Source organism: Novosphingobium sp. (assembly GCF_036820275.1).
Taxonomy (GTDB): domain Bacteria; phylum Pseudomonadota; class Alphaproteobacteria; order Sphingomonadales; family Sphingomonadaceae; genus Novosphingobium.
Map to the genome: position 1 here is coordinate 13320 of NZ_DAISLT010000029.1, position 25283 is coordinate 38602.

General features: G+C 62.3%; 18 protein-coding genes and 1 tRNA gene. 12 read left to right on the forward strand and 7 right to left on the reverse strand.

Features of this window, described 5'->3' with window-relative positions; all coding sequences use genetic code 11:
- The coding region (locus V7066_RS19860; RefSeq protein ID WP_334184711.1) for an alpha/beta fold hydrolase at nt 1-349 on the forward strand (349 nt) is incomplete at its 5' end.
- A gap of 330 nt (nt 350-679) precedes the next feature.
- On the opposite strand, the gene V7066_RS19865 is transcribed toward V7066_RS19860, so the two are convergent.
- Complete coding sequence (locus V7066_RS19865; protein WP_334184712.1) at nt 680-2095, reverse strand: family 43 glycosylhydrolase; 1416 nt, start codon at nt 2093-2095, stop codon at nt 680-682.
- A 151-nt stretch (nt 2096-2246) separates the two neighbouring features.
- Complete coding sequence (locus V7066_RS19870) at nt 2247-5231, reverse strand: glycoside hydrolase family 2 protein (RefSeq protein WP_334184713.1); 2985 nt, start codon at nt 5229-5231, stop codon at nt 2247-2249.
- A 221-nt stretch (nt 5232-5452) separates the two neighbouring features.
- Between V7066_RS19870 and V7066_RS19875 the strand changes: the two genes are divergently transcribed.
- The 3 genes from V7066_RS19875 to V7066_RS19885 all read left to right on the forward strand — a co-directional run bounded on the left by V7066_RS19875 (nt 5453) and on the right by V7066_RS19885 (nt 9808).
- Complete coding sequence (locus V7066_RS19875; protein WP_334184714.1) at nt 5453-8053, forward strand: glycoside hydrolase family 2 TIM barrel-domain containing protein; 2601 nt, start codon at nt 5453-5455, stop codon at nt 8051-8053.
- 588 nt (nt 8054-8641) lie between these two features.
- Nucleotides 8642-9172 (forward strand): hypothetical protein, encoded by a 531-nt coding sequence (locus V7066_RS19880; protein ID WP_334184715.1) that lies wholly within the window; start codon nt 8642-8644, stop codon nt 9170-9172.
- A 261-nt stretch (nt 9173-9433) separates the two neighbouring features.
- Complete coding sequence (locus V7066_RS19885) at nt 9434-9808, forward strand: hypothetical protein (protein ID WP_334184716.1); 375 nt, start codon at nt 9434-9436, stop codon at nt 9806-9808.
- Nucleotides 9809-9862: 54 nt separating this feature from the next.
- On the opposite strand, the gene V7066_RS19890 is transcribed toward V7066_RS19885, so the two are convergent.
- Together V7066_RS19890 and V7066_RS19895 are read right to left on the reverse strand one after the other, a co-directional pair.
- Nucleotides 9863-10756: a glycoside hydrolase gene (locus tag V7066_RS19890; RefSeq protein WP_334184717.1), complete on the reverse strand. Its 894-nt coding sequence runs from the start codon at nt 10754-10756 to the stop codon at nt 9863-9865.
- Between the two features lie 64 nt (nt 10757-10820).
- A complete protein-coding gene (locus V7066_RS19895) occupies nt 10821-13709 on the reverse strand; it encodes a TonB-dependent receptor plug domain-containing protein (protein WP_334184718.1) in 2889 nt (962 codons plus the stop codon).
- Between the two features lie 328 nt (nt 13710-14037).
- Here V7066_RS19895 and V7066_RS19900 point away from each other — a divergent pair, with 328 nt between their 5' ends.
- Entirely contained in the window at nt 14038-16722 is a 2685-nt protein-coding gene (locus V7066_RS19900) for a DUF5695 domain-containing protein (RefSeq protein WP_334184719.1), read from the forward strand.
- Between the two features lie 97 nt (nt 16723-16819).
- Here V7066_RS19900 and V7066_RS19905 read toward each other — a convergent pair whose 3' ends face one another.
- Both V7066_RS19905 and V7066_RS19910 read right to left on the reverse strand, forming a co-directional pair.
- A complete protein-coding gene (locus V7066_RS19905; RefSeq protein ID WP_334184720.1) occupies nt 16820-17977 on the reverse strand; it encodes an NAD-dependent formate dehydrogenase in 1158 nt (385 codons plus the stop codon).
- Between the two features lie 139 nt (nt 17978-18116).
- The gene (locus V7066_RS19910) at nt 18117-18437 is read right to left on the reverse strand and encodes a DMT family transporter (protein WP_334184721.1); all 321 of its coding nucleotides are present in this window, start codon (nt 18435-18437) and stop codon (nt 18117-18119) included.
- Between the two features lie 347 nt (nt 18438-18784).
- On the opposite strand from V7066_RS19910, the gene V7066_RS19915 reads away from it, so the two are divergent.
- On the forward strand, nt 18785-19819 hold the full coding sequence (locus tag V7066_RS19915; protein WP_334184749.1) for a nucleoside hydrolase: 1035 nt from the start codon (nt 18785-18787) through the stop codon (nt 19817-19819).
- Here the strand turns inward: V7066_RS19915 and V7066_RS19920 are convergent.
- Nucleotides 19816-20706, reverse strand: coding sequence for a LysR family transcriptional regulator ArgP (locus V7066_RS19920; protein WP_334184722.1), 891 nt, complete (start codon nt 20704-20706; stop codon nt 19816-19818). The two genes, V7066_RS19915 and V7066_RS19920, sit on opposite strands and share 4 nt — an antisense overlap.
- A gap of 73 nt (nt 20707-20779) precedes the next feature.
- On the opposite strand from V7066_RS19920, the gene V7066_RS19925 reads away from it, so the two are divergent.
- From V7066_RS19925 to V7066_RS19950, 6 genes are all read left to right on the forward strand, one after another.
- Nucleotides 20780-21400 carry a LysE/ArgO family amino acid transporter gene (locus V7066_RS19925; protein WP_334184723.1) on the forward strand — a complete coding sequence of 207 codons (621 nt, stop codon included), beginning with the start codon at nt 20780-20782 and terminating at the stop codon, nt 21398-21400.
- On the forward strand, nt 21397-21609 hold the full coding sequence (locus tag V7066_RS19930) for a hypothetical protein (protein ID WP_334184724.1): 213 nt from the start codon (nt 21397-21399) through the stop codon (nt 21607-21609). The genes V7066_RS19925 and V7066_RS19930 overlap by 4 nt, the downstream gene beginning before the upstream one ends.
- Nucleotides 21606-22523: a dihydrodipicolinate synthase family protein gene (locus V7066_RS19935; RefSeq protein WP_334184725.1), complete on the forward strand. Its 918-nt coding sequence runs from the start codon at nt 21606-21608 to the stop codon at nt 22521-22523. Before V7066_RS19930 ends, V7066_RS19935 begins: the two co-directional genes overlap by 4 nt.
- A gap of 144 nt (nt 22524-22667) precedes the next feature.
- Complete coding sequence (locus V7066_RS19940) at nt 22668-22838, forward strand: hypothetical protein (RefSeq protein ID WP_334184726.1); 171 nt, start codon at nt 22668-22670, stop codon at nt 22836-22838.
- 553 nt (nt 22839-23391) lie between these two features.
- Nucleotides 23392-23483, forward strand: a tRNA-Ser gene (locus tag V7066_RS19945).
- Between the two features lie 450 nt (nt 23484-23933).
- Nucleotides 23934-25205 (forward strand): MFS transporter, encoded by a 1272-nt coding sequence (locus V7066_RS19950; protein WP_334184727.1) that lies wholly within the window; start codon nt 23934-23936, stop codon nt 25203-25205.
- Nucleotides 25206-25283: the final 78 nt, after the last annotated feature.

Consider the following 25283-nt stretch of genomic DNA (forward strand, 5'->3'; position numbering starts at 1 on the left):
ACAGATGTTCACATCGCTGTTCTTTCCCGACATGCCGCCGCCGGCTGCCGATTGGTTCAACGAGTTGCAAAGGATTTCCGCCTCGCCCGAAAATGCTGTCCGACTTCAGGAGGCATTCGGCAAGATCGATGTCCGAGACCTGGTGCCCAAGGTGGCAAGACCCACGCTGGTGCTTCATGCGGAAAAGGATGCGGTCATTCCGTTTGCCTCAGGACGAGAGTTGGCCGCCGCCATTCCGGATTCCCAATTTGTCCAACTCGATACCCGGAACCATCTGGTTCTGGAGGAAGAAGCGGCCTGGCCGCGAGCCGCTGGTGCGATCAGGGCCTTTCTGGAGGCTGATGTCTAGACAGATAAGGAAGTATCGATCCTTTGTGGTCGCTCAGACGCCATATCCCGATGCCCAGGTGTGAACTGTCTGGTTACGGCAGCTGGCGACCCAAACCCAGTCGTTCCCGATCAAGCCAGTGAACGTCCCGTCTCGCTCGATATCTGCCGAAAGGTCGTAGACTATATTGCTGGCCAAGAACATTCGCGGTAACGAAAGAGGATAGGCGTGACCCGGTCACTTGCTGACTGATCGAGGGCTTTTGACAGCCGGCCGAGGTACATCAGCCTTTGCGCTGTCGCTAAGATCAGTAATTTGGGAAATCATTAGCGGCCGAAGTGGCTGCATTTCCTATTTGCGTACGCGAAGGCGTTCGAACGAGATTGTATGGCCCTCGCTCCCGGACCTTTCACCCCTTTTATTCACCCAATACCAGCTATCGCCAACAACCGAGACTTGCAGGGTGTAGCTACCGCGGGGTAGCAACGGGGTGACGAACTTGACGCTCGACACGGGATATTTTGAATACATGTCGGTCGTCGATGACAGCACCTCATCGCCTTGACTGTTGCGCACGATGATGCGTGCATAGCCGCCATCGGGACGTGCCAAACTGTGTAAGCTGGCCTGAGTGCCGGTGAAGGCAACAGATAGGGACGCTTTCCTGTCAACCGTCGTGATCGGGCCTCGCTTGCTCTTTGCCGCCTGCTGCCAGACGCCCACGAGGTGCACGCGCGGGTCTGAGGCGGTAATCGTTTCGCTCTGAGCTGGTCCTGGACGGACGGTGCCGGTTGCCATGTCGATCCGCCAGGCGTCACGATATGCAGGCATGGACAAGTTGTCGCCGTCCACCTTTAGCGGTTGCCACACATAGGTGGCGGCGCTCGCCTGGCGCGGATATGACCATCGGTCGCCCATGAACATGAAGGTCGTATCGCGGGAGCCTTCGACCGGGAGCACGAAACTGACTTGCGAATTCCAGGTCAGCGCCCCTTCTGGCGCAATCGATCGCTGACGAACCCAAGGACCGCGTAGTGATCTCGCCGTGTAATAGTAGTTGTCGTTTCGCTCCCAGCCCGTCAGGTGCGATCCCAGGAAATAATAGATGTCGCCCTTGCGGAACATCGCTGGCGATTCAAATCCATTCGCCATAGCCGCGTTGACATGTTCTCGAACGCTTCTGTAGTCGTCGGCCAGACGGTAGATGTCTCCCCCGTGCAGCAGTATATAGCCGGCCCCGTCCCTGTCCTGGAATGTACCCATATCCCACTTCCTGATCGGCTTGCCGTCGATCAGCAGGGGGCCTTGGAAGGTGTACGGGCCGGTGACGTTTTTTGCGGTAGCGAAGCCAACGAACTGCCTGCGATAGTCGATCGCGTCTGCGTGCATGAACATCACATATTCGCCAGAACTGGGTGATCGCATTACCTTGGGCCGTTCGCCGACAGTATTCGGCCCCAGTGGTCCAGATCGTTGCACTGGCAGCGCGATTTTATCGAAACGCCAGTTTACCAGATCTTTGGAGGAATAGCAGTTGAACCCGGCAAAGGCATTGGTCATGTCCTCGTGCGCTTCACCAAAGAGATAATACGTGTCGCCGTCCTTGATGATGCCCGCGCCATGGGCGCTGACGGGAACGCCGCGCTGATCGAACCAAGGCGTGCCTGAATGGATAGCGTCATAGCGTCCCGGTGTTTGTGCGTGTGCCGGATGCGCAAGGCAGGAAAGCGTAAGCAGCGCGCCTGTATGCCAGTAGATCAATGCCATCACCTTAATCCTGTCAGCTTTCACTCAGGCGCAGAAATCCATGTTCTTCGCCGATTGTAGGACGGTTATGTTCAGTAATGCTGACATCGTGGATCAGCGAGTGAAGGCCCCACGCTCCGTGGGAAGGTACCTTTCATGGCAAGCGATTTCGTCATCTCGTTCCTTCCGGCGCCACGGGGCCGTGAAATTCGATTTCGCTGATCGCGAGGTTCCAGCCCGGGGGGATCTCGTCGGCGCCGGTGTCGCCGGCCTTGCGCGCGGTATCGAGTTCGACAACGTTGCCGAAGGCGTCGCGGTCGGCAACCGGGCCGGTCATTTCGATGCGCACCCTGGTCCCGCGGGTCGGGGGAAAGGAAATGCGGGCGTAGCCCAGTTGCCGCTCGGTCTCGCCTTCCCAGACCGTCCGGTCGTCGACCTTCACTCGCAAGGGATAGCTGCGCGATCGCCAGCCGATGAGTTTCGTGTCGATCTCGCTGATCGTCTCGTTTTGAGCGAAGCGGTATTCGATCCAGGCATTCCGGGGTGAGCCGTCGCTGGACCAGCGCGACAGTTCGTTGTCGTCCCAGCTTGCGGCCGCCTGATCCTGCGCAGCGCCTGCCGTTGCGGTGACCGGGATCAGCGTCGTGCGGCTCTGGCGGTAGGAGGAGCCTGCTGGGGTGGGACCGCGTGTCAGCAGCCCGGCTTGCGCACTGCCGGGAAGGTCGGGCGTAAGCCCGCCCTTCAGGGGCGAGGCGCGAACCCCGCGAATGGCGATCGCGGCGTCTTTCAGCCCTGCGGCGCTGGCCTTGAGGCGTATGGCACCGGGCCGGTTTCCGCCGCGCAGGAGAATCCGGTTTATCCCGCCTTCCACCGGCAGCTCGGCAGACAGGATGTAGTTGTCTGCCCGGCCCTGGGCGATGCCGCCGCGCCATTCGGCCGGGCCTTCGAGGGAGAAGTGGATGAGGTTGCCGGCAGTCGGGACCCGTCGACCCTGCGCATCGAGGACTTCCACGTCGACCAGCGCCAGATCGGCGCCGTCCATCACGAAGCCTCGGGGCGAGGTGTGGGGCGTCAGCCGCAGGGATGCGGGCTGGCCGGTGGTTTCGACCATGTCCTGCGAACGAGCGCCACTGGAATGCACGGCGACCGCCTCGATCTTGCCGGGCTCCCACGCGACGCCGTGCCAGGTAAACAGGAAGCCCTCGCTGCGTTCGCCTTTGCCGAGTGAGCGCCCGTTGATGCGCAGTTCGACATCCTCACCGTTGGAGACGGCGTGGATGTCCTTCTTCGTACCCGGTGCATAGTTCCAATGGCCGATGAGATGGGTGGCAGGCGTGGTGCTGTCGACCCAGTCGTTCCACATGACCTTGTGCGCGAAGAACCCTTCCTTGGGCAAGCGCATGGCATCGACTTCGCCGGAGCGGCGGTAGTTGTTGTCGCCCCGATGGTGGGTGTTGGTGTCGGAAAAGACGATGTTGACGCCGCCGGAACTCACCCGTTCCCCGGTGCCCGGCCGCATTCGGTAGTATTCGTACCAGCGCCGGACGTTCTCGATGGCGTGGCTGTCCTGATTGCGGTTGTAGTCGGGGGCGTCCGGGTGGAAGGGCGCTGTGAACGCGTCCTGATAGAGCCGGGCACCCTCGTCGCGTGAATACTCCATCGACCACATGGGAATCCGGGCGGATTTGTTGATGTAGAGCATCTCGCCGCCATACTCGGCGATCTTGCTGTCGAGCATTTCCCGCGCGCCGATCGCGCGGCCGCCGTGAGGGTCGTATGTGTCGCGCAGCGTCTTCATCTCGGCCATGTGGGCTTCGCTGATCGCGTTGTTGCCGGATTCGTAGAAAAGGATGGACGGGTTGTTACGGTTGTAGACGATGGCGCCCTGCATCACTTCCTTGCGCTGTTCCCAGCGCCTGCCCGTCACGTCTTTTTCGGAATCGCCCGCCGGCATGGCCTGGGGCAGGCCGACCCGATCAGCAGATTCAATGTCCTGCTTTGACGGGGTTATGTGCATCCAGCGCACCATGTTGCCGCCGCTTTCCACCATCAGCGCATTGGAGAAGTCGCTGAGCCAGGGCGGCACCGAGACGCCCACGGCGGGCCATTCGTTCGAGGTGCGCTGGGCATAGCCGTGGACCTGCATGATGCGCCCGTTCAGGCGGATCATGCCGTGGTCGTAGGCGGTCTGCCGGAAGCCGGTGACGGTATCGACACTGTCGATGGCCTTACCGTTTTCCAGGAGCACGGTCGTGACCGTGTAAAGATAGCCGTAGCCCCAGCTCCAGAACTGAAGCCCGGAGAGCCGCGCAGAGGCGCTGAGGATCGCTGTCTCGCCCGGCTTGAGATCATGCGAACCGCCATCGAGCGCGGCCACGCGGGTACCGTCGGGCGCTCGCACTTCGACGCGATAGGCCAGGTGTCGTGCGCGTCGATCGTCGTTGCGCACCTGGGTTTCCGCGTGGATCGTCGCGGCCTTGCCCGGCAAGTCGAACGCGTCGGCCCAGACATATTGCCCGGTCGTGCCGAGCCCCGCCATCAGCGGCAGGGTCTGATGAAGCGCGCCGGTGAGGTGCAGCTTCACGTTCTTGGTGATGCCGCCGTAGTTCACATTGAAATTGCGGTCGTTCCACTGGAAGCCGCTGCCGCTCGCGCGCTCCTTGTAGCGCCAGTCGTTGTCGACGCGCACGGCAATGATGTTGTCGCCCGCGACCAGGGCATCGGTGATGTCTGCGCCGAACGCCATGGCACCATTTTCGGAGAGAGCTACCGATTTACCGTTGACGAAGACTTCTGCTGCTTGGCGCACGCCCTCGAACTCAAGGAACGCGCGGCGGCCGATATCCGCGACCGGCAATGTAAACCGTTTACGATACCAGATGATCCCCGTGGAGAGATCCTTGATGTCGTGTGCGAAAGCTTCGGTCTCGTTGAAGGCGTTGGGCAAGGTCACCGGTTTCCAAGCGGAGTCGTCGAAACGGACGGTTGCCGCATCCGGCACGTCCCCCAGCTGTTGACGCCAGTCTCGGTTCAGGCTGAAGGTCTTGCGGGCCGTCGGCACCGCGTTCGATGCATCGTGTGCACTGACAGGCAAAGCCGTAGCGACACTGCACGCCGCAAGCGCCACCGCAGCAGCAGATAGCGTTCCAGCTTTCATACCCATTCTCCCGGTACCGGCTCTTCGTCCGCTTATCTGACCAAATAGACATGCCAATTAGTGGTTGGTATTTCCATATTATGGGATAGACAGTCAATAAGGCAAGTACCGTGCCCGAGGTGGCGTGAGTGACCTGACCAATGTTTGGAGAGAACGTCATGCGATCCCGATCCCGAGCAAACAGGGCCACTCTAATCGCTGCGGGTTCGCTGGTGTCGCTGATGTGTTGGTTATCGCCGGCAGCGGCACGAGAAGCGATTCCTCTCGCCTCGGAATGGTCCTTTCATCTCGGCGATCTTCCCGTCGGAGCGGAGGGCGGCGTCAGCGATCCATCGGGCTGGCAAAGCGTGTCGCTGCCGCACAACTGGAACCGCATGGGCGGCACCGCGCAGCGGCGCGAGGATTACCAGAACGTCAAGGGGCAGGGCTGGTATCGCCGCAGCTTCCAGACGCCGGAAAAGCTGGGAGACCGTCATGTCTGGGTGCAGTTCGATGCCGCCAGCGTCATTGCCGACGTCTGGGTGAACGGTGTCCACCTCAGCCGTCACGCCGGGGCTTTTGCGGGTTTCCGCTTCGATGCCACCAAGGCGCTGAAGCCGACGGGCGACAACCTGTTGGTCGTTCGGGTGGATAACAGCTCGCCCCGGGACAAGGGATCGCCGACGGCAGACGTGATTCCGATGAACGGCGATTGGCCGATGTACGGCGGCCTTTACCGGCCCGCCTCGCTGATCGTGACCGGCCCGCTGCGCATCGCAATGGAGGATTTCGGCGGGCCGGGCATCTATGCCGGCACCACGAAGGTCGAAGGAGGCAAGGCGCGCGTGCGGGTGCTGACGCGGCTGGAAAACGGCCTGCCGGGCACCGCCAGAGGCACAGTGCAGTTCCGGATCCTCGATCGCGACGGCACGGCGGTGGCCCGCGCGGCGGCGCCCTTCGGCATTGCCGCCGGCAGTGGATCGACGGCGCGCACGGAAGTGGAGGCACTGCTGGATGTTTCCGATGCGCATCTGTGGGACGGGCTTCGCGATCCCTATCTCTACCGCGTGAGCGTCCGCCTGCTCGACCGCGCCGGACGCCAGTTGGACGAAGTCGAGCAGCCGCTGGGCATCCGGACGATGCGGATCGATCCGCAGACCGGGTTCTGGCTCAATGGCCGTCAGGTTCCACTGCACGGTGTCTCGCGTCATCAGGACCGGCTCGGCAAGGGGTGGGCGATCACGCCTGCAGACATTGCGGAAGACACCGCGATCATCAGGGAAATCGGCGCCAACACGGTGCGCCTCGCCCATTACCAGCATGCGGACGAAGCCTATCGGCAGATGGATGAGGCGGGCATGGTCGTCTGGGCGGAGATCCCGCTCGTGGACCGTTCCGCGCCCTGGTACTCCGAGACGACGACCGAGGCTTTCGCCGCCAATGCCGAGCAGCAGCTGCGCGAACTGATCCGACAGGCGTACAACCACCCCTCGATCGCGGTCTGGTCGATCGCCAACGAGGTCAATCTCGAAGCCGCCAAGGGCCGCGGCACGTCCAACGCGCGGCCGCTGCTGGAGCGATTGCAGGCGGTGGTTCACGCCGAAGATCCGCTGCGTCCCGCCACGCTGGCAGATTGTTGCGGAACCATCGTGGAGGACAACAAACCCGGCCTCGACAGCGTGGCCGGGATCACCGATGTGATCGGCTACAACCGCTATCATGGCTGGTACGGCAACACCGTGGACCTTCTGGGCCGCGATCTCGACCGGCTCCACGCTCGCTTTCCGCGCCAGCCGATTTCGATCAGCGAATATGGTGCAGGCGGCGCGCTGACCCAGCATACCGATGACCCGCAGGGCGGCCCGATCGCCGCCTTCGGGCGGCCTCATCCCGAGGAATTCCAGAGCTGGCTGCTGGAGGAAAGCTGGAAACAGATCGCCGCGCGGCCCTATGTCTGGGCAAGCTGGGTGTGGAACCTGTTCGACTTCTCGAACGAGTTGCGGCTGGAAGGCGACCTTACCGACACCAACGACAAGGGGCTTGTCACTTTCGACCGCAAGGCCCGCAAGGACGCCTTCTATCTCTACAAGGCCAACTGGTCGCCCGAGCCGGTGCTTCATCTGGCGGAGCGGCGGCATGTGGCACGGGCTTATCCGGTGGCGGATGTGAAGGCCTATGCCAATACCGGGATGGTCAGCCTGACCTTGAATGGCAGGCCACTTGGCGAAGCGCGCTGCGAGACCGGCATCTGCCGCTGGACCGGCGTGGAGTTGGCGCCGGGAGAAAACCGGCTGGAAGCGAGCGGGACGCGTGACGGCAAGCGGGTTGCCGACACCGTGGTCTGGACGTTCGAGGGTAAGCCCGGCCTTTACCACATTCGCGCGGGCACCCTGGAGCAGCAGCGCGCGCGCGATGGCGTGCTCTGGGGCTCTGACGTCTTCTCGACGGGCGGCGCGGGGCATTTCCGCGACCGTCCATCGATGGCGCGCGGCGGAGAACCCGGCCCGGTGCGACCGGTGCTGGGTACGCAAAACCAGGCGGCTTATGGAAGCTGGCGCGAAGGAGACTTCAGCTATGCGATCCCGGTCCCGAACGGACGCTACAAGGTCCGGCTCCACTTCTTCGAGCCGGACGAGAAGCTGGCCGCAGGGGCGCGGCAGTTCGATGTTTTGGCGGAAGGCCGCAAGGCGGCCCGGATCGACGTGCGCCGAGAGGCAAAGGCGGCCTGGACGGCATTGACCCGCGATATCCCGGTGATGGTGGCCGATGGCAAACTCGACCTCGCGTTCAAACCTGTTGTCGGTTCGGCCATCGTCTCGGGCATCGAGGTGTTGCCGGAATGAAAAAGGGACCGGTCCGTGAGGGACCTGCCCAATGCCCGTCGAGGTTCCCGTCTCTCCAGGCGATGCCGCCACGCCGGGAGGAGTGGCGCGGCGGCGATCTCGTTCAGAAGTTGTAGTTGAAACGAACGCCGTCGTAGCGGCTGTAGTCGCGCGGGACGTAGCCCCAGAGAGGCGTTGACCATTGCGTAGGCGGGCAGGATCGTGCGCGGGTTCTGGCTCGCAGGTGTTCCGGTGCAGCCCTGAGCTGCGGTCTGGTTGACGGAGCACGCCGCGCCTTCGAAGCTCAGGAACTTGGCATTGCAAATTGAAATCCGGACACTCATTGTGCCGCGATGCGATTGGAAACCGCAAAATTGCCGGAATGGCATAGTTATCCTTTAAGGCCCTCCGTCTTTGAAACCGCCTTGGCCGAGGCCGGCATCGCTGTTGACATGCACCTCATTCGCAGCCCGGTTCAGCTATTGGCGCGCATTTCTGGCCGCCAAACCCTGCCACGGGGCAAAACGTTTCCCTTCGCTCCGCTGCAGAGTTGGCGCCAGTATCCTGAGGATTGAAATGACGAGGTTATTTGTCAAAGGCGCCGCTCGGATGGCATTAGCAGGGGCAGTGAGCCTTGGCTTGCCTATCGCTGTGCAGGACGCGGCGGCTTCTGTTGCAGATTCCTCTGCGCAAGAAGACATCGGCAAGGCCTGCGCGACGCAGAATTTCGATTCCTTCGTCGAAATCTTCGTCAGTTCGCCGGAAATCCGGCAAGCCTACAGCAGTCCCACGATTGCCTATACCCTTCGGGGCGGAGATCACCGCGTTCTATCCACGCGCAAGATCAGCGCGAAGGATTACACCATGTTTCCAATCCGGGTGGACGGTGTGCGGTGGTATTCAGCGGATGAGAGTGGCGACAAGAGCGCCGGTTCCACGCCCATCAATGTAAAGGTCCATGACGACCTCGACACCATCTCGACTATCGATTGGACCCGCACGCCCGGCGACACGCAACGTCGTCAGTCCGATCCATCAGGCGACCAGTCGGATTCCGGGCCTGATGGGCGGTTAGTCTTCAAGGCAGGTAAAGGCTGCTGGCTTCTGTCGGAAGACATTCGCTTTGTGAAGCAGGGGTAACGGATATGCGCAACGCCTGCTCGAGCAACAAATGAAAGCGACACATTCGGGGCGTGAATGACATGGCCGTGTTTTTCATGACGATCGGGGCAAGATCGGCATCGTCAACGCCGCCCTTTTGCCCTGATCGCCTCGTGCAGCGGCTATCTGCTTTCGGGTTGTAAAAAATTCAGTGTTCAATTACTGATTTTCACAGAGCTTGACCCGCCCTACTTGGCCAACGCCAACTTTTTGCCGCGCCCTGCGCGGGATACGAGGATTATGCATCAGTTTGTACTTCCGTTTCTCGCGGCCATCGCAGCGCAGTCGCCAGGGCCGCCGATCAACGTGCAGCCGGATGTGAAACCGTCGATGGATATGATGAAATGCGTCTTCGATACCGTGATGCCACAAGCCCGGTCGGATCAGGACGCACATGCGCTCGTTGATGCTGGAATAGAGGAGTGCAGCTCCTATCGGGCAACGATACTTCAGGCGGCAACCAGATATGTGACGCAGGAGCGGCCTGAACCTGCCACGCCAGAGCAATTGGAAGCTGCCCGGAAACTCGCGGGTGACCTCGAGGAGAGCGTTCGCCGCACGACGTACAATGCACTGATATACCTCCGCGCCCATCCCGAGACGGCCGTGAAATAAGCCCGTACCCCTTGACCGCCCGTTTTCGCGGCGACTGCTGCAAAGCTGAACGCCTCAGCAGCCGTTTGTCGACCGCCTAGGCAAGTCGGGACGAGGCAAGTCCAGGCGAGCCGGATGATCGTGGAAGGCATCGGCGGCGATCCGGTGCGTGGGCGAATAGACTTCCGCGAGAACGGCAAAGAGCATCGGATCGTAGGCGAGCAGGTCCCTGTCCGATACGATCGTGAAGTCCGGCCCCCGGAACGCCTTGTTGGAGTTGAACCAGAACTGCGTACCTTCGGCCCAGTATTCCTGCACCGTCACCGAGGCATAATCGCCCTTCCACAAGCCCTGCTCCAGGGCATGGCGATAGGCCGTCTCGACGCGGCCGTAGAGAGCGGGATCAGCCCGTTCCACTGCGGACAGGATGTTGTGAGAAAACTCGTGGACGAGGATGTTCTCGCCGAAGTAGCGCGTCCCCGGCACTGCCAGCAGGTTCTCGGCCGCTCCGGTAGTGTAGAGCCCGCCCATGCCCCGTGCCCGGCTGTTCCAGTACTCGGCATCGGTCATGGCGGCGATCTTGTCGTAGTTGGCGCGTTCGCAAGGCGTCAGGCGCGGATCGTCCGCGGCGGGTTTCTTCCAGTCCCGCTGTTCGGGAAGATCCATCGTCCCTTCGTCGATCGCCATGACGCCGACACGCGCACCGCTGCGGGCGAGTTCGCGGCGGATGTCGGGACGCTCGGCGGTCTCGGCAAGGACGATATCGCGGGCGAGCAGCAGGGCACGGTCCGGCACTTTCGCGGAAGAGACCACCGGGATACCGTCCGCATCGGCATATTTGGCGTAAAAGGGATCGAGGCCGAGCGAAGCCGGTGGAGCGCCGAGTTGCGGATGTGCACAGGCGGTGATGAAGAGCGGAAGCGCAAGGGCGAGGGATGGGGCAAGGCGGAATGCGGGGGACAGGATCATCGATCTGCTCCGGTTTTCAGGGCAGGCCCGGATCCGGCGAGACGGAGCCGGGCCTGCTTGATGGTCAGCGGTGGAAGCGCAGGCTGAGGAAGAACGTGCGCCCGATCACGTCGTAGACGCCCGACTGATAGCTCAGTTCGAAGTTGGCGCCGCCGGCCTCGGCACCCGGTATGCGCGGGGGCTTGCGATCGAAGGCATTGTTGAGACCGCCCGACAATTCGATATTGTCGCTCAGCGCCACGAAGGCCGAGAAGTCGTTGTAGAACACGTTCGGCGTCCAGATCTTGCTGTACTTGTCCGGCGTGATCGTGGTGGCGGCCTTCATCGGCGAGAAGTGGCGCAGGCTCCAGGTAAAGCCCATGCCCTCGCGCGAGTAGCTTGTGCGGACCACGCCCTTCCACTTGGGCGATCCGAAGATGCCTGCGTACTCGGTGATCGAGTTGGGATCGGTAGGGTCTAGCGTATAGCGACGGTTGAGGAGGCGGGTGTAATTGGCGTCGATCGACAGCTTGCCCGCATCGTCGGCCAGACCCAGCCGCGAGAGCGGCAGGCTGTAGCTCAGTCCGAAGTCGATCCCCCGGGTGAGGTACTGGGACAGGTTCAGTTTCTGCGTCATCACCGATTCGAGATTGCCGTTGGCGTCACGCTGGATGAGGGGGCAGAAGATGTTGTCCAGTGAGGACTGGTCCACGCACTTGTCGATCAGCATCTGCGCGCCGAAGGCGTCGATCGCGTTGCGCAAGTCGATGTTGTAGTAATCGACCGTGAGCGACAGTCCGGGCACGAAGCGTGGTTGCAACACGGCGCCGAGCGTCAGGGTCTTGGCGGTTTCCGGCTTCAGGTCGAGATTGCCGCTCGAAATGATGTCGCGGTAGAGCCAGTAGCTGACGGTATCGGCCGGGTTGATCGCCGCGCAGTTGGCTGCCGTGTACTGCGTGCGGGTCGCGCGGTTGGCGAGATTGTAGGTATTGCACGGATCGGTGATCCAGAGGCCCGAAATGCTGTCCGCCGTGTAGAGTTCGCCGATGTTCGGCGCGCGGACGGCCTGGCCGTAAGTGGCACGGAAGCGGATATCGGGGATCGGCGCCCATTCGCCGCCGAACTTCCACGTCGTGGTCGAGCCAGCGGTGCTGTAGTCCGACAGGCGCAAGGCACCGTCGAGCGACAAGGTGTCGAAGAACGGCGTGTCCTTCAGGATCGGAACGTGGATTTCGCCGTAGACTTCCTTAACCGAATATTTGCCGACGAGAGTGCCCTGCATGGTGCCGATCGTCGGATCGTAGAGCGGACTGTCCGGATTGTACTCGGGGATCGCGCCGATATCGTTGCGCTCCTTGCGGTACTCGCCGCCGAGCACGACCTGCACCGCACCGCCCGGCAGGTCGAACAGGCCGCCCGAGACATAGCCGGAAAGCACCTGCTGCGTCAGTGTCGATTTCGACCAGTGCGAGGTATAGGTGATGTAGTCGATCATCTCCGGAGTCAGCGTGACCAGCGGGTTGATCGCCACACAGCCGTTGCCGGGATCGTCGAGCGTACTGCGGCAGACGGCTTCGCCATTGGCGCCTGTCGTGCTGTCGATGCCCATGTACCAGCGATCGTAGGCGGTCGAGTTGACATCGCGCACCCGCTGGGTGGTCTTGCCGTAGGTGTAGTAGGTCGAATAGTTCCAGGGCTGGGCGAAGAGCGTGAAGTCGCCTTCCGCTCCGGCCACGGCCTGGAACAGCTTGCGGTCGTATTCCGTGCGCGGGGCGGGCAGTTCCATGAAGCGCCGCGCGAACTGGACGCCGCCCGCAGGCACCGCGCCGCCATTGGCGGCCCGCATCTCATCGGTGATGAAGGGGCTGTCGGCGGGCACCACGTCGGTGCCGAATGCGGTCATCTGGAGGAAGCCCGCCTTCGAGGTATTGTGCGCGAACGTGGCATTGGCGAAGAGCTTCAGCGCGTCGCTCACCTCGAAGATGGCAGAGGCGCGGGTGTTGAAGCGCTCGGACGGAACCGAAAGATACCAGCCGTCGTAGCGGCCGTTGTATTCGCCGCCGTCGGTCAGCAAGGTGCCCAGCGGGTCGGTGGACGTGCCGAGGTTGACCGGCACGACATTGATCAGGCCGCCGGGGCCGAGGATCGGATCGCGCAAGGTGCCGCTGTCGCGGTTGACCGAATAGAGCCTGCCGCCCAGCACCACTTGCGCGGCATCGGCAGTGTTGATGTTGCGGACGTGGTCCTGGATGAAATAGGGGCTGGAACTGCTGGTGCGGGCGTAGATCGGATAGCCGTCCGCCGTCCAGGGCCGATCGGAACCGCTTACGGTGCCGGGCGTGTTCTCGTAGAAGCCGTAGACCGTCACATTGCCGCGATGGTCGGCAAAGTTCGTGCCCGCGAGCAGATCGAACCCGTAAGTGTCCATGTCGCCGCGTGTCGAGGCGTTGTAGCGGGTATTGGCCTCGATCCCCTGGAAGTCCTTCTTGAGGATGAAGTTGGCGACACCCGCGACCGCGTCGGCACCGTAAAGCGCGGAGGCGCCGCCGGTAATCACTTCCACCCGTTGCACGAGACTGGAAGGGATATTGCTCAGGTCGACCGCCGAAGTGCCGGGAATGGCTGCGACCTGCCGACGCCCGTCGACCAGCACCAGCGTGCGCTGCGTCCCCATGCCGCGCAAGTCGAGCGCATTGACGCCCGCGTTACCGGCCAGATTGCTCGTCTGGTTCGTCTGGGTGACCGCGAGGGCCGGCAGTTGGTTGACGACGTCGGCGATGTTCTGCGTGCCGGTCGCCTTGATCTGGTCGGCGTCGACCACGGCCAATGGCGAAGGGCTGTCGGCAGCGGCGCGCCGGATACGCGATCCCGTGACGACGATGTCCTTGGCGGGCCGCTCGGTCGCGGCTTCATCGGCAGAAACCGAGGCCGTCTGCGCGTATGCACTCGCCGAAAAGCCAAGACAGCTGAGCATGAGCAGCGTCCGTAGCCCTGCTACGGAAGTTCGATGATTTATCATTTGGTTATCGCTCCCTGGCCCGCAACAATTTGTTACGAGCGATTCGTATACGATATTTTTAATACAAATTTGTCAAGTTGCATCACGAGCTTGAAGGCCATCATCGGCATTGCCTGAATTATAATATACGATATACCTCTCGCCACTTTGACGGAGGTGAGCTTTGGACAGCGCTGACGATGATGCACTCAACCGATCGCCTGAAAGCCGCTCCATCCCTCGCCTCCAGCTCCGCTGCACACCGTACGGCCCGCTTGATCGACGCGGGTTGATCCGCGCGGGATTGGCGGGTGCATTCCTACCCGCGCTTCAGGCGCCGGTGCTGGCCGCATCGTCGCCTCCCCTCGTGCCGCGAAAGGTCGGTTCCATACTCGCGGCGCCCGGAAAGCCCTTCAGGCTGGGCTTCGACGGCGGGCGCGTCACCAGCCTTTCGGCCGCCTCGAAGGCTGTACAGGGAGACTTCATCCATGCGGGCGCCGCGTTGGGAGATGCCACCGGCACCTACCGTATCGCCGATCACCCATGGCAGCGCTTTGAAACGCGTACACAGGCGCCCGAGCACGTCAGGCAGGCCGCGAATGGGTTGGAGACGCGATATCTCCTTGCTCCGGGTCTCTTCGTCACTTGCAGTTTCGCGCTCGAAGCCGATGGACTGCACCTCACCCTGACGCTTTCCAACGAGACGGCCTTGCCGATCGAATTCGGCGATCTTGCCCTGCCGCTGCCGATCAACATGATCCACGCGGTAAAAGACGACCCCAACGCCGTTCTCAAGCATAGCTTCATTTCCGGACGCAATTCGCACATTTTCTGGCAGCGCAAAGATAGCTTAACCCCTTGGCTTGCCATGCTCCCGGCAAATGGTGCGGCGCTTGAGTACTGGGATGCACCCAAAGGTTCGCCGGACCTTTACCGGGTCTTTTTCCACGCCGCCGCCGAAGTCGCCGCCGTGCAGGCAGCGGGATCTCGCTGGCGCCTGCCAGCGACCAGCCTCGCGCTCGCACCGGGGAAGACAGCCCAGAGAGGCGTTCGCTTCCTGCTCGTGGACGGCTACGCCGCGATGCGCCGGACCATCGCCGAGCACGGGCTGATCGACGTCGAAGTCGTGCCGGGCATGACCGTGCCTACCGATCTGGACGTAACCCTCTCACTGGGTTCGAGTGTGTCAGTCGTCCGGCTGGAACCCGAACACCCCGCGCACACCGAATGGACACCGCTTGGAGAGCGCGCGGGACGGAAACTCTTTCGCCTGCGCTTCGCCCGCCTCGGCGAAAACCACGTCACGCTGCATCAGGCGGACGGGGGGCGGAGCACGCTGGAATTCTTCGTGACGGAACCGGTCGAGACGATGATCGCCAAGCGCGGAGCCTTCATCGCCGCGCACCGTCACCGCGATCCCGCGAAGTGGTACGACGGCCTGCTGGCCGAGTGGAACATGGAGAGCGAAACCCTGCTCGGGCCGGACAATTACGACCGGATCAAGGGCTGGCGCATCTATGAAGTGACCTGCGATGACCCGGGCCTCTCCAAGCCCGCCTTCCTTGCCGCAAAGAATGCGGAATATCCGGTGCAGGCTGAAATCGACGCATTGGACGATTACGTCGAGCACTTCGTCTGGGGCGGCCTGCAGCGCACCACCGAAGAGCAATGGCCTTACGCGCTCTATGGTATCCCGGACTGGAAACGAAACCGCGACAGTGCCGATCCGGGCGACAAGGGCCGCAAGCACTTCTGGCGGCCCTACGACTACCCCCACATCGCGCTGATGTATTTCGCGCTCTATCGCATCGCGCGCGACCGGCACGGCTTCCACACGCGCCTTGCCGCCGCCGACTATCTCGATCGCGCCTTCGGCACCGCGCGGGCCATGTTCGTGATTCCCAAGGAGATCATCGGCTGGGAAGCGGATTCCACCGGCTTCTACAACGAACTGGTCATCCCCGACGTGATCGAGGCCCTTCGCCGCGAAGGTCGTATGGCGCAGGCAGATGAACTGGCCGGACACTGGGAGCACAAAGTCGCGCACTTCGTGAACGAGGTCGACGATCTCTTCGCCTCGGAATACGCTTTTGATTCCACCGGCTTTGAAACGACACAGGCGATCGCCCGCTATGCGCTAGACCGGCCGGAGCGCATCCCGCCCGAACACGCGCGCGCTTTCGCGAAACGGCAGATGGATGCCAACCTGTTCTGCCGGGGATGGTTGCAGCCCTCGTACTACACGCTCGGCAGCGATTACCGCGCACAGGCGGGCGATGCCTATACGCTCAGTTACATGGCGCAAATGGGCGGTTGGGCCATCCTCGATCATGCCCTGAACGATACTCCCGATTTCCGCCCGCTGCTGCGGCTCGGCCATGCCTCGGCGTTGAGCAGTTGGGCGCTGCTGAACAGCGGGACGCCGGAAAGCGGCTATGGCTACTGGTATCCCGGAAAGGCCAACGACGGCGGCGCAGGAGGAGGTTTCGAACCCGCAGCCCTCGGCGAGACCTGGCTGGAGCAGCCCCATCGGCATGGCTCGTGGTATTATTCCTGCGAGATCGACCTCGGCTTCTGCGGCGCCCTGCGCGCAGCCGCCACCACGCTGGTCGATGACGAACTGTTCGGCCGTATCGCTCTTTCCGGCATGCTGGAGGAGCACGATGACCAGCTTCTGATCCATCCTCGCGACGGTGTGCGCAGGCGTTTCCACGCGCGCCTCGGAGCGCGAGCCCTTGATATCCACTTGCTGGACGACGGCCGGTTCGCGTCCGATACGCCGATCCGGGTCAGCCATAAACTGGATGAATGCGCGTTCGAAATCGACCACTCCGCCGGTCCGGCCCGTACCTTGAGGATACACATCTCGGACAGGAACGGGCTGCGCTGGAAGTTGGCAGAATCTGATCGACCTCCGGTTGCGGACGTATACGCCATCGTAGTGAAAGAAGGCACGCAGCGCACCAGCCTAAAGGCTCGAGCCGGGTAAGCTTGGCAGGTTTCCCTTAGCCGCTCCAGCCTCTCGTTTCGCCGCTACAGACATCTGCGTCGTAGCGATCGGGGCGGTCGGACCGCCCCGATCGTCATTACTTCACGTCGTAGCTGTGGGCTCCCGTGCCGACGAAGTCGCCGCCCTTGACGATCAGATATTCATCGCGGATCGGTCGCCCCTCAAGGAAGCATTCGAGGATCTCGCGCGTCCCGGCAGCGTAGCGTGCCTGGGCCGACAGGCTGGTTCCGGAAGTGTGCGGGGTCATGCCGTTATGCGGCATCGTACGCCACGGGTGATCGGCAGGCGCCGGCTGCGGATACCAGACATCGCCTGCATAGCCGGCGATCTGACCGCTCTGAAGCGCAGCGACCAGTGCATCGGTGTCCACGAGCTTCCCGCGTGCGCAGTTCACGATGTACGAGCCGCGCTTCATCTTCGCGAAGAAGTCCGCATTGTACATCGTGTCCGTTGCGGGCGTCAGCGGCGTATGGATGGAGACGATGTCGCATGCCTGGGCCAGAGCGGCAGCGGACGGGTGGTAAGTGAGGTTGAGTTCTTCCTCGACGTCCTTGGGAAGACGGTGGAAATCGTAATAGTGAAGGCCGACGTCGAAGGGCTTCATCCGGCGGAGCACGGCGAGCCCGATGCGACCTGCAGCGACCACGCCGACCTGCATCCCTTCGACATCATAGGAGCGGGAAACGGCATCGGCGATGTCCCATCCGCCGCTCCGAACGATGTCATGCTGCGGGATGTAGTCCCGTACAAGGCTCAGGATCATCATCACCGTGTGTTCGGCGACGCTGATCGAATTGCTGTAGGTGACTTCGGCGACGGTCATGCCGCGTTCGATCGCGGCTTCCAGATCAACGTGATCCGACCCGATGCCGGCCGTCAGCGCCAGCTTCAGCTTCGGCGCCTTCTCCATGCGCTCGCGCGTGATATAGGCCGGCCAGAAGGGCTGCGAAATCACGACATCGGCATCGACAAGTTCGCGGTCCAGGGCCGAGTTCGGCCCTTCCTTGTCCGAAATCACGACGAGTTCATGGCCTGCATCCTCCAGGAACTTGCGAAGACCAAGTTCACCCGTGACGTCGCCGAGCATCTGGCCCGGTATGAAGTCTATCGCCTTGGGCGTCGGCGTCGTTTGCCCACCGGGATAGGAGGCAATCGTCGGGATCGAATCCCGCGCGTAGCTGGTGGGGTGGCCTTTGGCAGCATCGGGATACAGGACGCAGACGATCTTCACCATGTTTCTCCATCGTTGGTGTTTGATGGTCAGAACATGGGTGGCGGACGATCACGATGAACTTGTACCGAGGTATGATTATACCAAGGTTGGGGGAAGCGGCAGCCACACTGTCCCCCATGCCACCTTGTGAACGGCAGCGTCAGGCTGGGGCAAACAGCTTGGTTCCCACGACGCCCACGACGATGAGGCTCATGAAACCGGCTTGAACGGGGTTCAGTTTCTCGCCGAAGAGCAGCACGCCGAGGATGGTGACGCCAACCGCGCCCAGACCCGTCCAGATCGCATAAGCCGTGCCCGCAGGCAGGCCGCGCATGGCGAGCGCCAGCAGGCCCATGTTCACGAAACTCAGGACGATGGGCACGGCCGATGCGAGCGGTGTCGCCTGCATGGCAGCCCACTTGAGGCTTACAGCCCATACGATTTCAGTAATGACGGCAATGCCGAGCACGAGCCACGCCATGCGATTTTCCATAGATTGCGGGCTCGGGAAGAACAGCGCGTCGGCCGGAAACCCGAAAGAGGCGCGCGCTGGGCGCGGCGATAGTCGGCTTGCTTTTGTCTGTCCAGACGGGGCGCAAAATTGAAAAGCGGAAGCAACTGTACCGCATTGCGGCACGCCAAGGCCATATCACAGCAGCACGGGCGCGGCGGTTGCTTGGGAAGAGCTCGGTCTAGGATGTCATCAGGCAGGCAACACTTTCCATAGTGCCAGGCTATGGAGAAGTAAAAAATCGCTATTTTACATTATGCTTTTGATGGGCGAGACCTTCGGCGATAAAAGTTACCGGGAGAGGTCCATTGTCTCACATGACGGGGCGCAGAAAATTCATCGGATCGTCGATGGCGCTCTTGGGCGCTTTGACCCTCCCGATCGATGCATTAGGCAGGCAACCAGCCTTGGCACGGGTGATTCTCGACAACGATTTCGCAGGCGATCCGGACGGGTTGTTCCAACTGGCTCACCATGTGCTCTGTTCCTCGCTCAAGATTCCGCTGATCGTTGGATCTCATCTTCCTGCCAAGTTCGGCAGCGGACAAGACGCTCGGGATGCGGCGGTTCGAGCGGGCGAAGTTCTTGGCGTGATGAATCTCACCGGCAAGTTCACCGTCATGGCCGGATCGGAAATGCCGATCCAGTCCCGCACGTCGTGGAAACCAAGCGCAGCATCGGCCGCGATCGTCCGCGAGGCCATGCGAAGCGACGCTACGGAGCCGCTGATCTATGCCGCCGGCGCGGGTTTGACGGATCTCGCCCTCGCATGGTTGACCGAGCCCCGCATCGGTCGCCGCGTAAAGCTGATCTGGATCGGTGGTAATACCCATGCTGGTCATGGAAATCCCGGGGTGAAGACGACCGAACCGGAATTCAACTTTTCGATCGATCCGGTCGCAGCGCAGATAGTGTTCAACGAATCCGACATCGAAATCTGGCAGGTGCCTTCCGACGCATATAGCCAGATGCTCTTCGGCACGGCCGAACTTGAAGAGCTGGGCGCACAGAGCCCGCTAGGCGCCTACCTTAAAGCCAGGGTTGATGCGGTGCCGGAGATGTTCGCAAAGATACCGGGCGTGCCGCCGGTCGCCATGACAGATGCCTATGTCCTGGGGGATAGCCCGCTGGTTACCCTGACCGCGTTGGTTCCGCCTATGCAACCCGACCCCACATCGAGCCGCTACAGGTTGCTGCCAACGCCGAGACTTCTCGAAAACGGCACTTATGAGGAGCGTCCCGGCGCCCGCCCCATGCGAGTATATACCTACCTGGATGCGGGTCTGACTTTCCGGGACATGCTGGCGCGCTTCAGGGTTCATGCCGCGACGGCGGTCTCCGCAACAGATTAGACAAGGGCCTGCCGGGCGACACTGCGCACCGCCTCGGTGAAGGTGCGCAGTGCGGAGGCATGCAGCCTTGTCACGGTCCAATACAGCTTCACCTCAAGCGTGCGGCCGGGGGCCAGTTCGACGAGTTGTCCTTCTGAGATCTTCGCTTTTGCAATCATCGCCGGATGCATACCCCAGCCCAGTCCAGACAGGCCGAAGTTCAGAAATCCCAGGCTCGAAGGAACCCAATGCATGGGCGCGTCCAGTTCGATTCCGTAGTTCTGACGAACCCAGCGGGCCTGGAGGCCATCCCGGCGCTCGAAACGCAGGCAGGGCGCTTGCCGAAGGGCCTCTTCGGTCACCCCTTCCGAGAAATGCCGATCGGCAAATTCGGGACTGCAGCAGGCGAGATACTGCAGATTGCCCAGTTCGATTGTCTTGCAGCCCTGAACGGTACCGGGATCGTCGGAGACGGCTGCTATGACCTCGCCGGAGCGCAAGCGGTCGGCCGTGTGGGCTTCGTCCTCGATGATGAATTCCAGCAGGTAGCCTGTCTCATGCGAGAACTTGGCGGCAGCCTCGGGGAACCAGGTGGCCATGCTGTCGGAATTGACGGCAAGCTTCAGCGTGGGCGGCTTCTCCGGGTGATCGTTCGCAAAGGAAAGGACTGGAGCGAGGTCCGCTTCCAATAACTGCACCAGGTCCACATGGGCGCAGAGTTTCCGGCCGAGATCGGTCGGGACACAAGGTTGACCCCGGACAATCACGATACTGCCGAGGCGCTCCTCCAATGCCCGGATCCGCTGAGAAACTGCGGATGGGGTGACACCCAGTCGCTCAGCGGCGCGCTCGAAGCTTCCTTCACGAACGACGGTGGCAACGGCGGCAAGGGCAGGATAGTCGAACACGATTAAGTTCTACTTCAGCAGGCTTAGAAGAACAAGTTTCCCTGAATCGCGACGCAGAGGCATAGGCTGGTCCATGACCAACATCCTGCCTACCTTCTTCACCGGCTTTGCAATGTCGGCAGCCTTGATCATGGGGATCGGCGCGCAGAACCTGTTCGTTCTGAGACAGGGCCTGAAGCGTGAGCACGTAGGGCCGATCGTGCTGTTCTGCGGCTGTGCCGACGCGATCCTGATCGCCGCCGGCGTGGGCGGTGTCGGTGCGCTGCTGGGCGCGATGCCGCAGCTTACCGTGGTCCTTACTCTGGGAGGGGCCGCGTTTCTCGCCTGGTACGGTTTCAAGGCCTTTCAGCGAATGCTGGCGCCTGAAGCAATGGCGGTGGCCGCCCAAGGCGGACTTTCTCTGGGGAACGCGCTGGGAGCGACGGCGGCGTTCACCTTCCTCAATCCGCACGTCTATCTGGACACGGTTCTGCTGATGGGGGCCGCCGGATCCGCCCATGCTCCAGCGCTGCGGCCCGTCTTCGTGGCAGGTGCGGCGACGGCAAGCATCACCTGGTTCGCAGCGCTCGGTTACGGAGCGCGCATCCTGATACCACTCTTCGCACGCCCGGCCGCCTGGAAGGTCCTCGATGCCATCGTCGGCGTCGTGATGCTGGCTCTGGCGGCGTCCCTGATCGGAAGGATTGTCTTATGACCCACTTGACGATTGACCATGAAAGGCCGGCGCAATGCCAGCCTGTCCCTACAGGCGATACCAAAGCAACGCGCGGCCTGCCGTTTTCGGTCGTGGCATGCTGGCAATGGCTGGTCGCGATATCGCAGGTTGCCGTCGACCATCGCTATGCCGCTCCATGGGATTGCGTCTACTGTTCGTTCGATGATCAAGGAGACAATCGCACATGACGATCTTCACAGGCCTCTCCGCATTCCCGCCTACCCCTGCGAATGAGGAGGGGGTGGTCGACACCCAGGCACTGAGCGTTCTCGTCGACCGCCTTGCGAAGGCCGGTGTGGATTCTGTCAGCGTGCTGGGCAGCACGGGCACTTACGCATACCTGGATCGGGATCAGCGTAACCGAGCCGTGACAGCCGCGGTGGAGGCTGCTGCAGGCCGTGTGCCGGTGGTGGCAGGTGTCGGTGCGCTGCGTACCAGCTGGTCGCGGGACCTTGCCGTCGCTGCCGAGCGTGCCGGTGCCAGCGGGCTGCTGCTGGCGCCGATGTCCTACGCGAAACTGTCCGACAGGGAGGTCGCGGATCATTTCAAAGCAGTTGCCGGTGCTACCGGTCTGCCGCTTTGCATCTACAACAACCCGGGCACGACGAATTTCGAGTTCTCGTACGACCTGATCGTCGAACTAGCCCAGGTGCCGGGGATCGCGGCCGTAAAGATGCCGCCGCGAGTTGACGAGGGCTATGCGATCGAGATCCGGCAGCTTCGAGAGCGCGGGCCGAACGGTTTCAAAATCGGTTACAGCGGTGACTGGTGCGCAGCGCCCGCGTTCCTGGCGGGAGCCGAGGCCTGGCACAGCGTCGTGGCTGGCGTCCTGCCGGAACCCGCCGTCCGTCTGACACACGCGGCAATGGCAGGCGATGCCGATGAAACGGCACGACTTCAAGCGCTCTGCGCCCCTATGTGGACACTGTTCGAGAAGCACGGCGGCCTCCGCACTGTCTATGGGATTGCAGAAATCCTCGGGCTTGATGTCGGGAAGGCGCCGCTGCCGGTACAAGGCTATATTGGCCAGGACCAACTCGCTGGCCTTGCCGCTGCGATCGACAGCATGACCTCAGCCGCTCGCTGGTTTCCGGATGCCTGATTTCGGGTAGGGCAATCTGCCCGTTGTTTCCATTTGCCGCGTGTGTAGCGATGAAGGGGCCGGCGATGTCGTGCAGGACGTCTATGCCAAGTTGTTCACGCTGGACGGCTGGAGCGCGATCGCCAATCTGCCGGTGTCATGCGCATGATCCACAATCAGGCGATCGAGCGTATCCGGCAGACGCGGGTGGCGGAAATGAAGTCGCTGCCGATCTCGGCGCTGACCGAAATTGCCGATGAAACGCCCACGAGATTGCCAGCGACCTCGGTATCAGCATTTCCACGTTCGAGAAAAAGGCTGGCGCGGGCGGTCTAACTCCTGACCCATGCCTTGCCCCCGCAGGACGGGGGCAGCGATGCGGGTTCGGAAGATGTGCGAGAGAAGATGGTTCTCTGAGGTGCGACAGCTCGATAGATGCAGGGGCGCGCGGCAGCAACCCGGCCCATGCCGTGGCCTACGCGCAGATCGCTGCAACTTGGGAAAGCGCGTCGCCCACATTGGGAACGCAATCTGCCGGTCAGGAGCAGCCCATGCGGTCCGACCGGCGGCAGTGGCTCAAGATGGCTGCGATCGGCGTGCCGCCTTCGCGCATGACTGGGCAAGAGGGTGACGAAATCTCGATAAGGCGTCGATCGCGCGGTTGAGCGCAACGACGCAGGCGGCCGGGCAAGCGTTCGAGGCAGGGATGCGCTTCTTTATTTCTCATGATGATTCGGGCGTTTGCTGTGGAAAAGTTGGGCGCGGGCCGTCTCCGGATGGACCGTGCAGGGCCCTGTACGCCGGTTCTCTGCGGGTTCCGCGATTTTCGCGCGTACTGCGTTGACAAGAAATGTCGGAAACCGTAGTTGCACGGGCCTAGGCCGTATCCGGAGACGTGGGTGAGTGGCTGAAACCAGCGGTTTGCTAAACCGTCGTACTCTTAAGGGGGTACCGAGGGTTCGAATCCCTCCGTCTCCGCCATGGCAGCACAGGTTTCTGTGCTTTCAAGGCCTAGGTTTCAGCCCATTCCCATATCTGTGTTCGTATAGAGCTTTACGCTTCATACGGCCGGATATGGGCGCGGCGGCGTCTTGCATCTAGAGCAGTCTGCCCGCGTCTGGCGACAAGCGCATCGTTTCTTCCAATCGAATATCGGTTTCGTCGAACTTGCCGCTTTCCCCGGAGCGTTGCATCGTTCGCAGCGCAAATCCTTCCGGATATCGCGAAACGGCGTCGCCTGCATCTTCGGCGGCGATTGGAACTCGAGACCAAAATTCGGTTTGTAATTTTATTGCGTAAATTTGGCCTTTCAACTTCGTCAGGTTGATCTAAGGCGGGCGGCTTGAGTGGAAGCGGTTCTCGAGGGGCCAGAATCTTGGTTGAATGGATTGGTTCGGCAGGAACGTGCGGTCGGCGTGCGGGGCTGCTCCGGTGAACGTCTATCGCAGCAACAGGCGCGTGCTGGCCGCCAGCCTCGTGGGTACGGCGGTCGAATTCTACGACTTCTACATCTATGCGACCGCGGCGGCGCTGGTGTTCGGGCCGCTGTTCTTCCCGGCCGAATCCGCCTCGGTGCAGCGCCTCGCCGCTTATGCCAGCTTCGCCATCGCCTTCATCGCACGGCCCGTGGGCGCCACCCTGTTCGGCCATTTCGGCGATCGGGTCGGGCGCAAGTCCACGCTCGTCGCCTCGCTGTTGCTGATGGGCGGGGCGACCGTCATCATCGGTCTGCTGCCCACTTACGAGAGCATCGGCTGGCTTGCTCCGGTGCTGCTGTGCCTGATGCGCTTCTCGCAAGGGTTGGGTCTTGGCGGCGAGTGGGGCGGTGCCGCACTGCTGGCCGTGGAGAACGCGCCGCCGGGGTGGCGCGCCCGTTTCGGGATGTTCCCGCAACTCGGCGCGCCCGTGGGCTTCCTGGCCGCGAACGGGCTGTTCCTGATCTTCAGCGTGACCCTGAGCGATGCGGACTTCCTGGCCTGGGGCTGGCGCATTCCCTTCCTGCTCAGCTCCGTGCTGGTCGGTCTCGGCCTGTGGATTCGCCTGAAGCTCACGGAAACGCCGGCCTTCGAGGCGGTGCTGGAGGAAACGCCGCCGAAGTCGATCCCGATCGTCGAACTGTTCCGCACCCACATGCGGCAGACGCTGGCAGGCACGTTCGCGGTGATCGCCTGCTTTGCGATCTATTACCTCACCACCACGTTCGCGCTCGGCTACGGCACCCAGACGCTCGGCTACGACCGCCAGAGCTTCCTGGGCGTGCAGCTTTTCGCGATCCTGTTCATGGCGCTGGGCATCGTCATCGCCGGTTATGCGTCGGACCGCTGGTCTTCGCGCGCCGTGCTGATCGCCGGCTGCGTGGGGGCCGTCGTCGTCGGCCTGCTGATGGGGCCGATGTTTGCGGCGGGCTCACTCTGGATCATTGCCGCCTTCCTGTGCCTCGGCCTGTTCACGATGGGCTTCGTCTACGGCCCGATCGCCTCGCTCCTGCCGCAACTGTTTGACGCGCGGGTGCGCTATACCGGCTCGTCCATCGCCTTCAACGTCGGCGGAATCTTCGGTGGCGGCTTTGCTCCGGCCATCGCCCAGACGCTCGCGGACGAAGGCGGGGTGCTCTATGTCGGCGCCTATATCTCGGTGGCAGCGGTGCTCAGCCTCGTCGGCCTGCTGTCTATCCGCAGGGATACCGAGGCCCGGTTCGTCTAGCCCCCCATTGACCGCCGCGCTCCAGGGTATAGAGCATGGTGGAACAATTGGAGTCTCGTCCCGCAAAGTGGGCCGAGC

What these genes read in the sequence shown, in the direction of transcription:
- V7066_RS19865 (WP_334184712.1), bottom strand. Translation starts at nt 2,095, where the DNA reads ATGGCATTGATCTACTGGCATACAGGCGCGCTGCTTACGCTTTCCTGC.
- V7066_RS19875 (WP_334184714.1), top strand. Translation starts at nt 5,453, where the DNA reads ATGTGTTGGTTATCGCCGGCAGCGGCACGAGAAGCGATTCCTCTCGCC.
- V7066_RS19905 (WP_334184720.1), bottom strand. Translation starts at nt 17,977, where the DNA reads ATGGTGAAGATCGTCTGCGTCCTGTATCCCGATGCTGCCAAAGGCCAC.
- V7066_RS19915 (WP_334184749.1), top strand. Translation starts at nt 18,785, where the DNA reads ATGACGGGGCGCAGAAAATTCATCGGATCGTCGATGGCGCTCTTGGGC.
- V7066_RS19890 (WP_334184717.1), bottom strand. Translation starts at nt 10,756, where the DNA reads ATGATCCTGTCCCCCGCATTCCGCCTTGCCCCATCCCTCGCCCTTGCG.
- V7066_RS19880 (WP_334184715.1), top strand. Translation starts at nt 8,642, where the DNA reads ATGGCATTAGCAGGGGCAGTGAGCCTTGGCTTGCCTATCGCTGTGCAG.
- V7066_RS19870 (WP_334184713.1), bottom strand. Translation starts at nt 5,231, where the DNA reads ATGAAAGCTGGAACGCTATCTGCTGCTGCGGTGGCGCTTGCGGCGTGC.
- V7066_RS19910 (WP_334184721.1), bottom strand. Translation starts at nt 18,437, where the DNA reads ATGGCGTGGCTCGTGCTCGGCATTGCCGTCATTACTGAAATCGTATGG.
- V7066_RS19925 (WP_334184723.1), top strand. Translation starts at nt 20,780, where the DNA reads ATGACCAACATCCTGCCTACCTTCTTCACCGGCTTTGCAATGTCGGCA.
- V7066_RS19935 (WP_334184725.1), top strand. Translation starts at nt 21,606, where the DNA reads ATGACGATCTTCACAGGCCTCTCCGCATTCCCGCCTACCCCTGCGAAT.
- V7066_RS19885 (WP_334184716.1), top strand. Translation starts at nt 9,434, where the DNA reads ATGCATCAGTTTGTACTTCCGTTTCTCGCGGCCATCGCAGCGCAGTCG.
- V7066_RS19895 (WP_334184718.1), bottom strand. Translation starts at nt 13,709, where the DNA reads ATGCTCAGCTGTCTTGGCTTTTCGGCGAGTGCATACGCGCAGACGGCC.
- V7066_RS19940 (WP_334184726.1), top strand. Translation starts at nt 22,668, where the DNA reads ATGATCCACAATCAGGCGATCGAGCGTATCCGGCAGACGCGGGTGGCG.
- V7066_RS19930 (WP_334184724.1), top strand. Translation starts at nt 21,397, where the DNA reads ATGACCCACTTGACGATTGACCATGAAAGGCCGGCGCAATGCCAGCCT.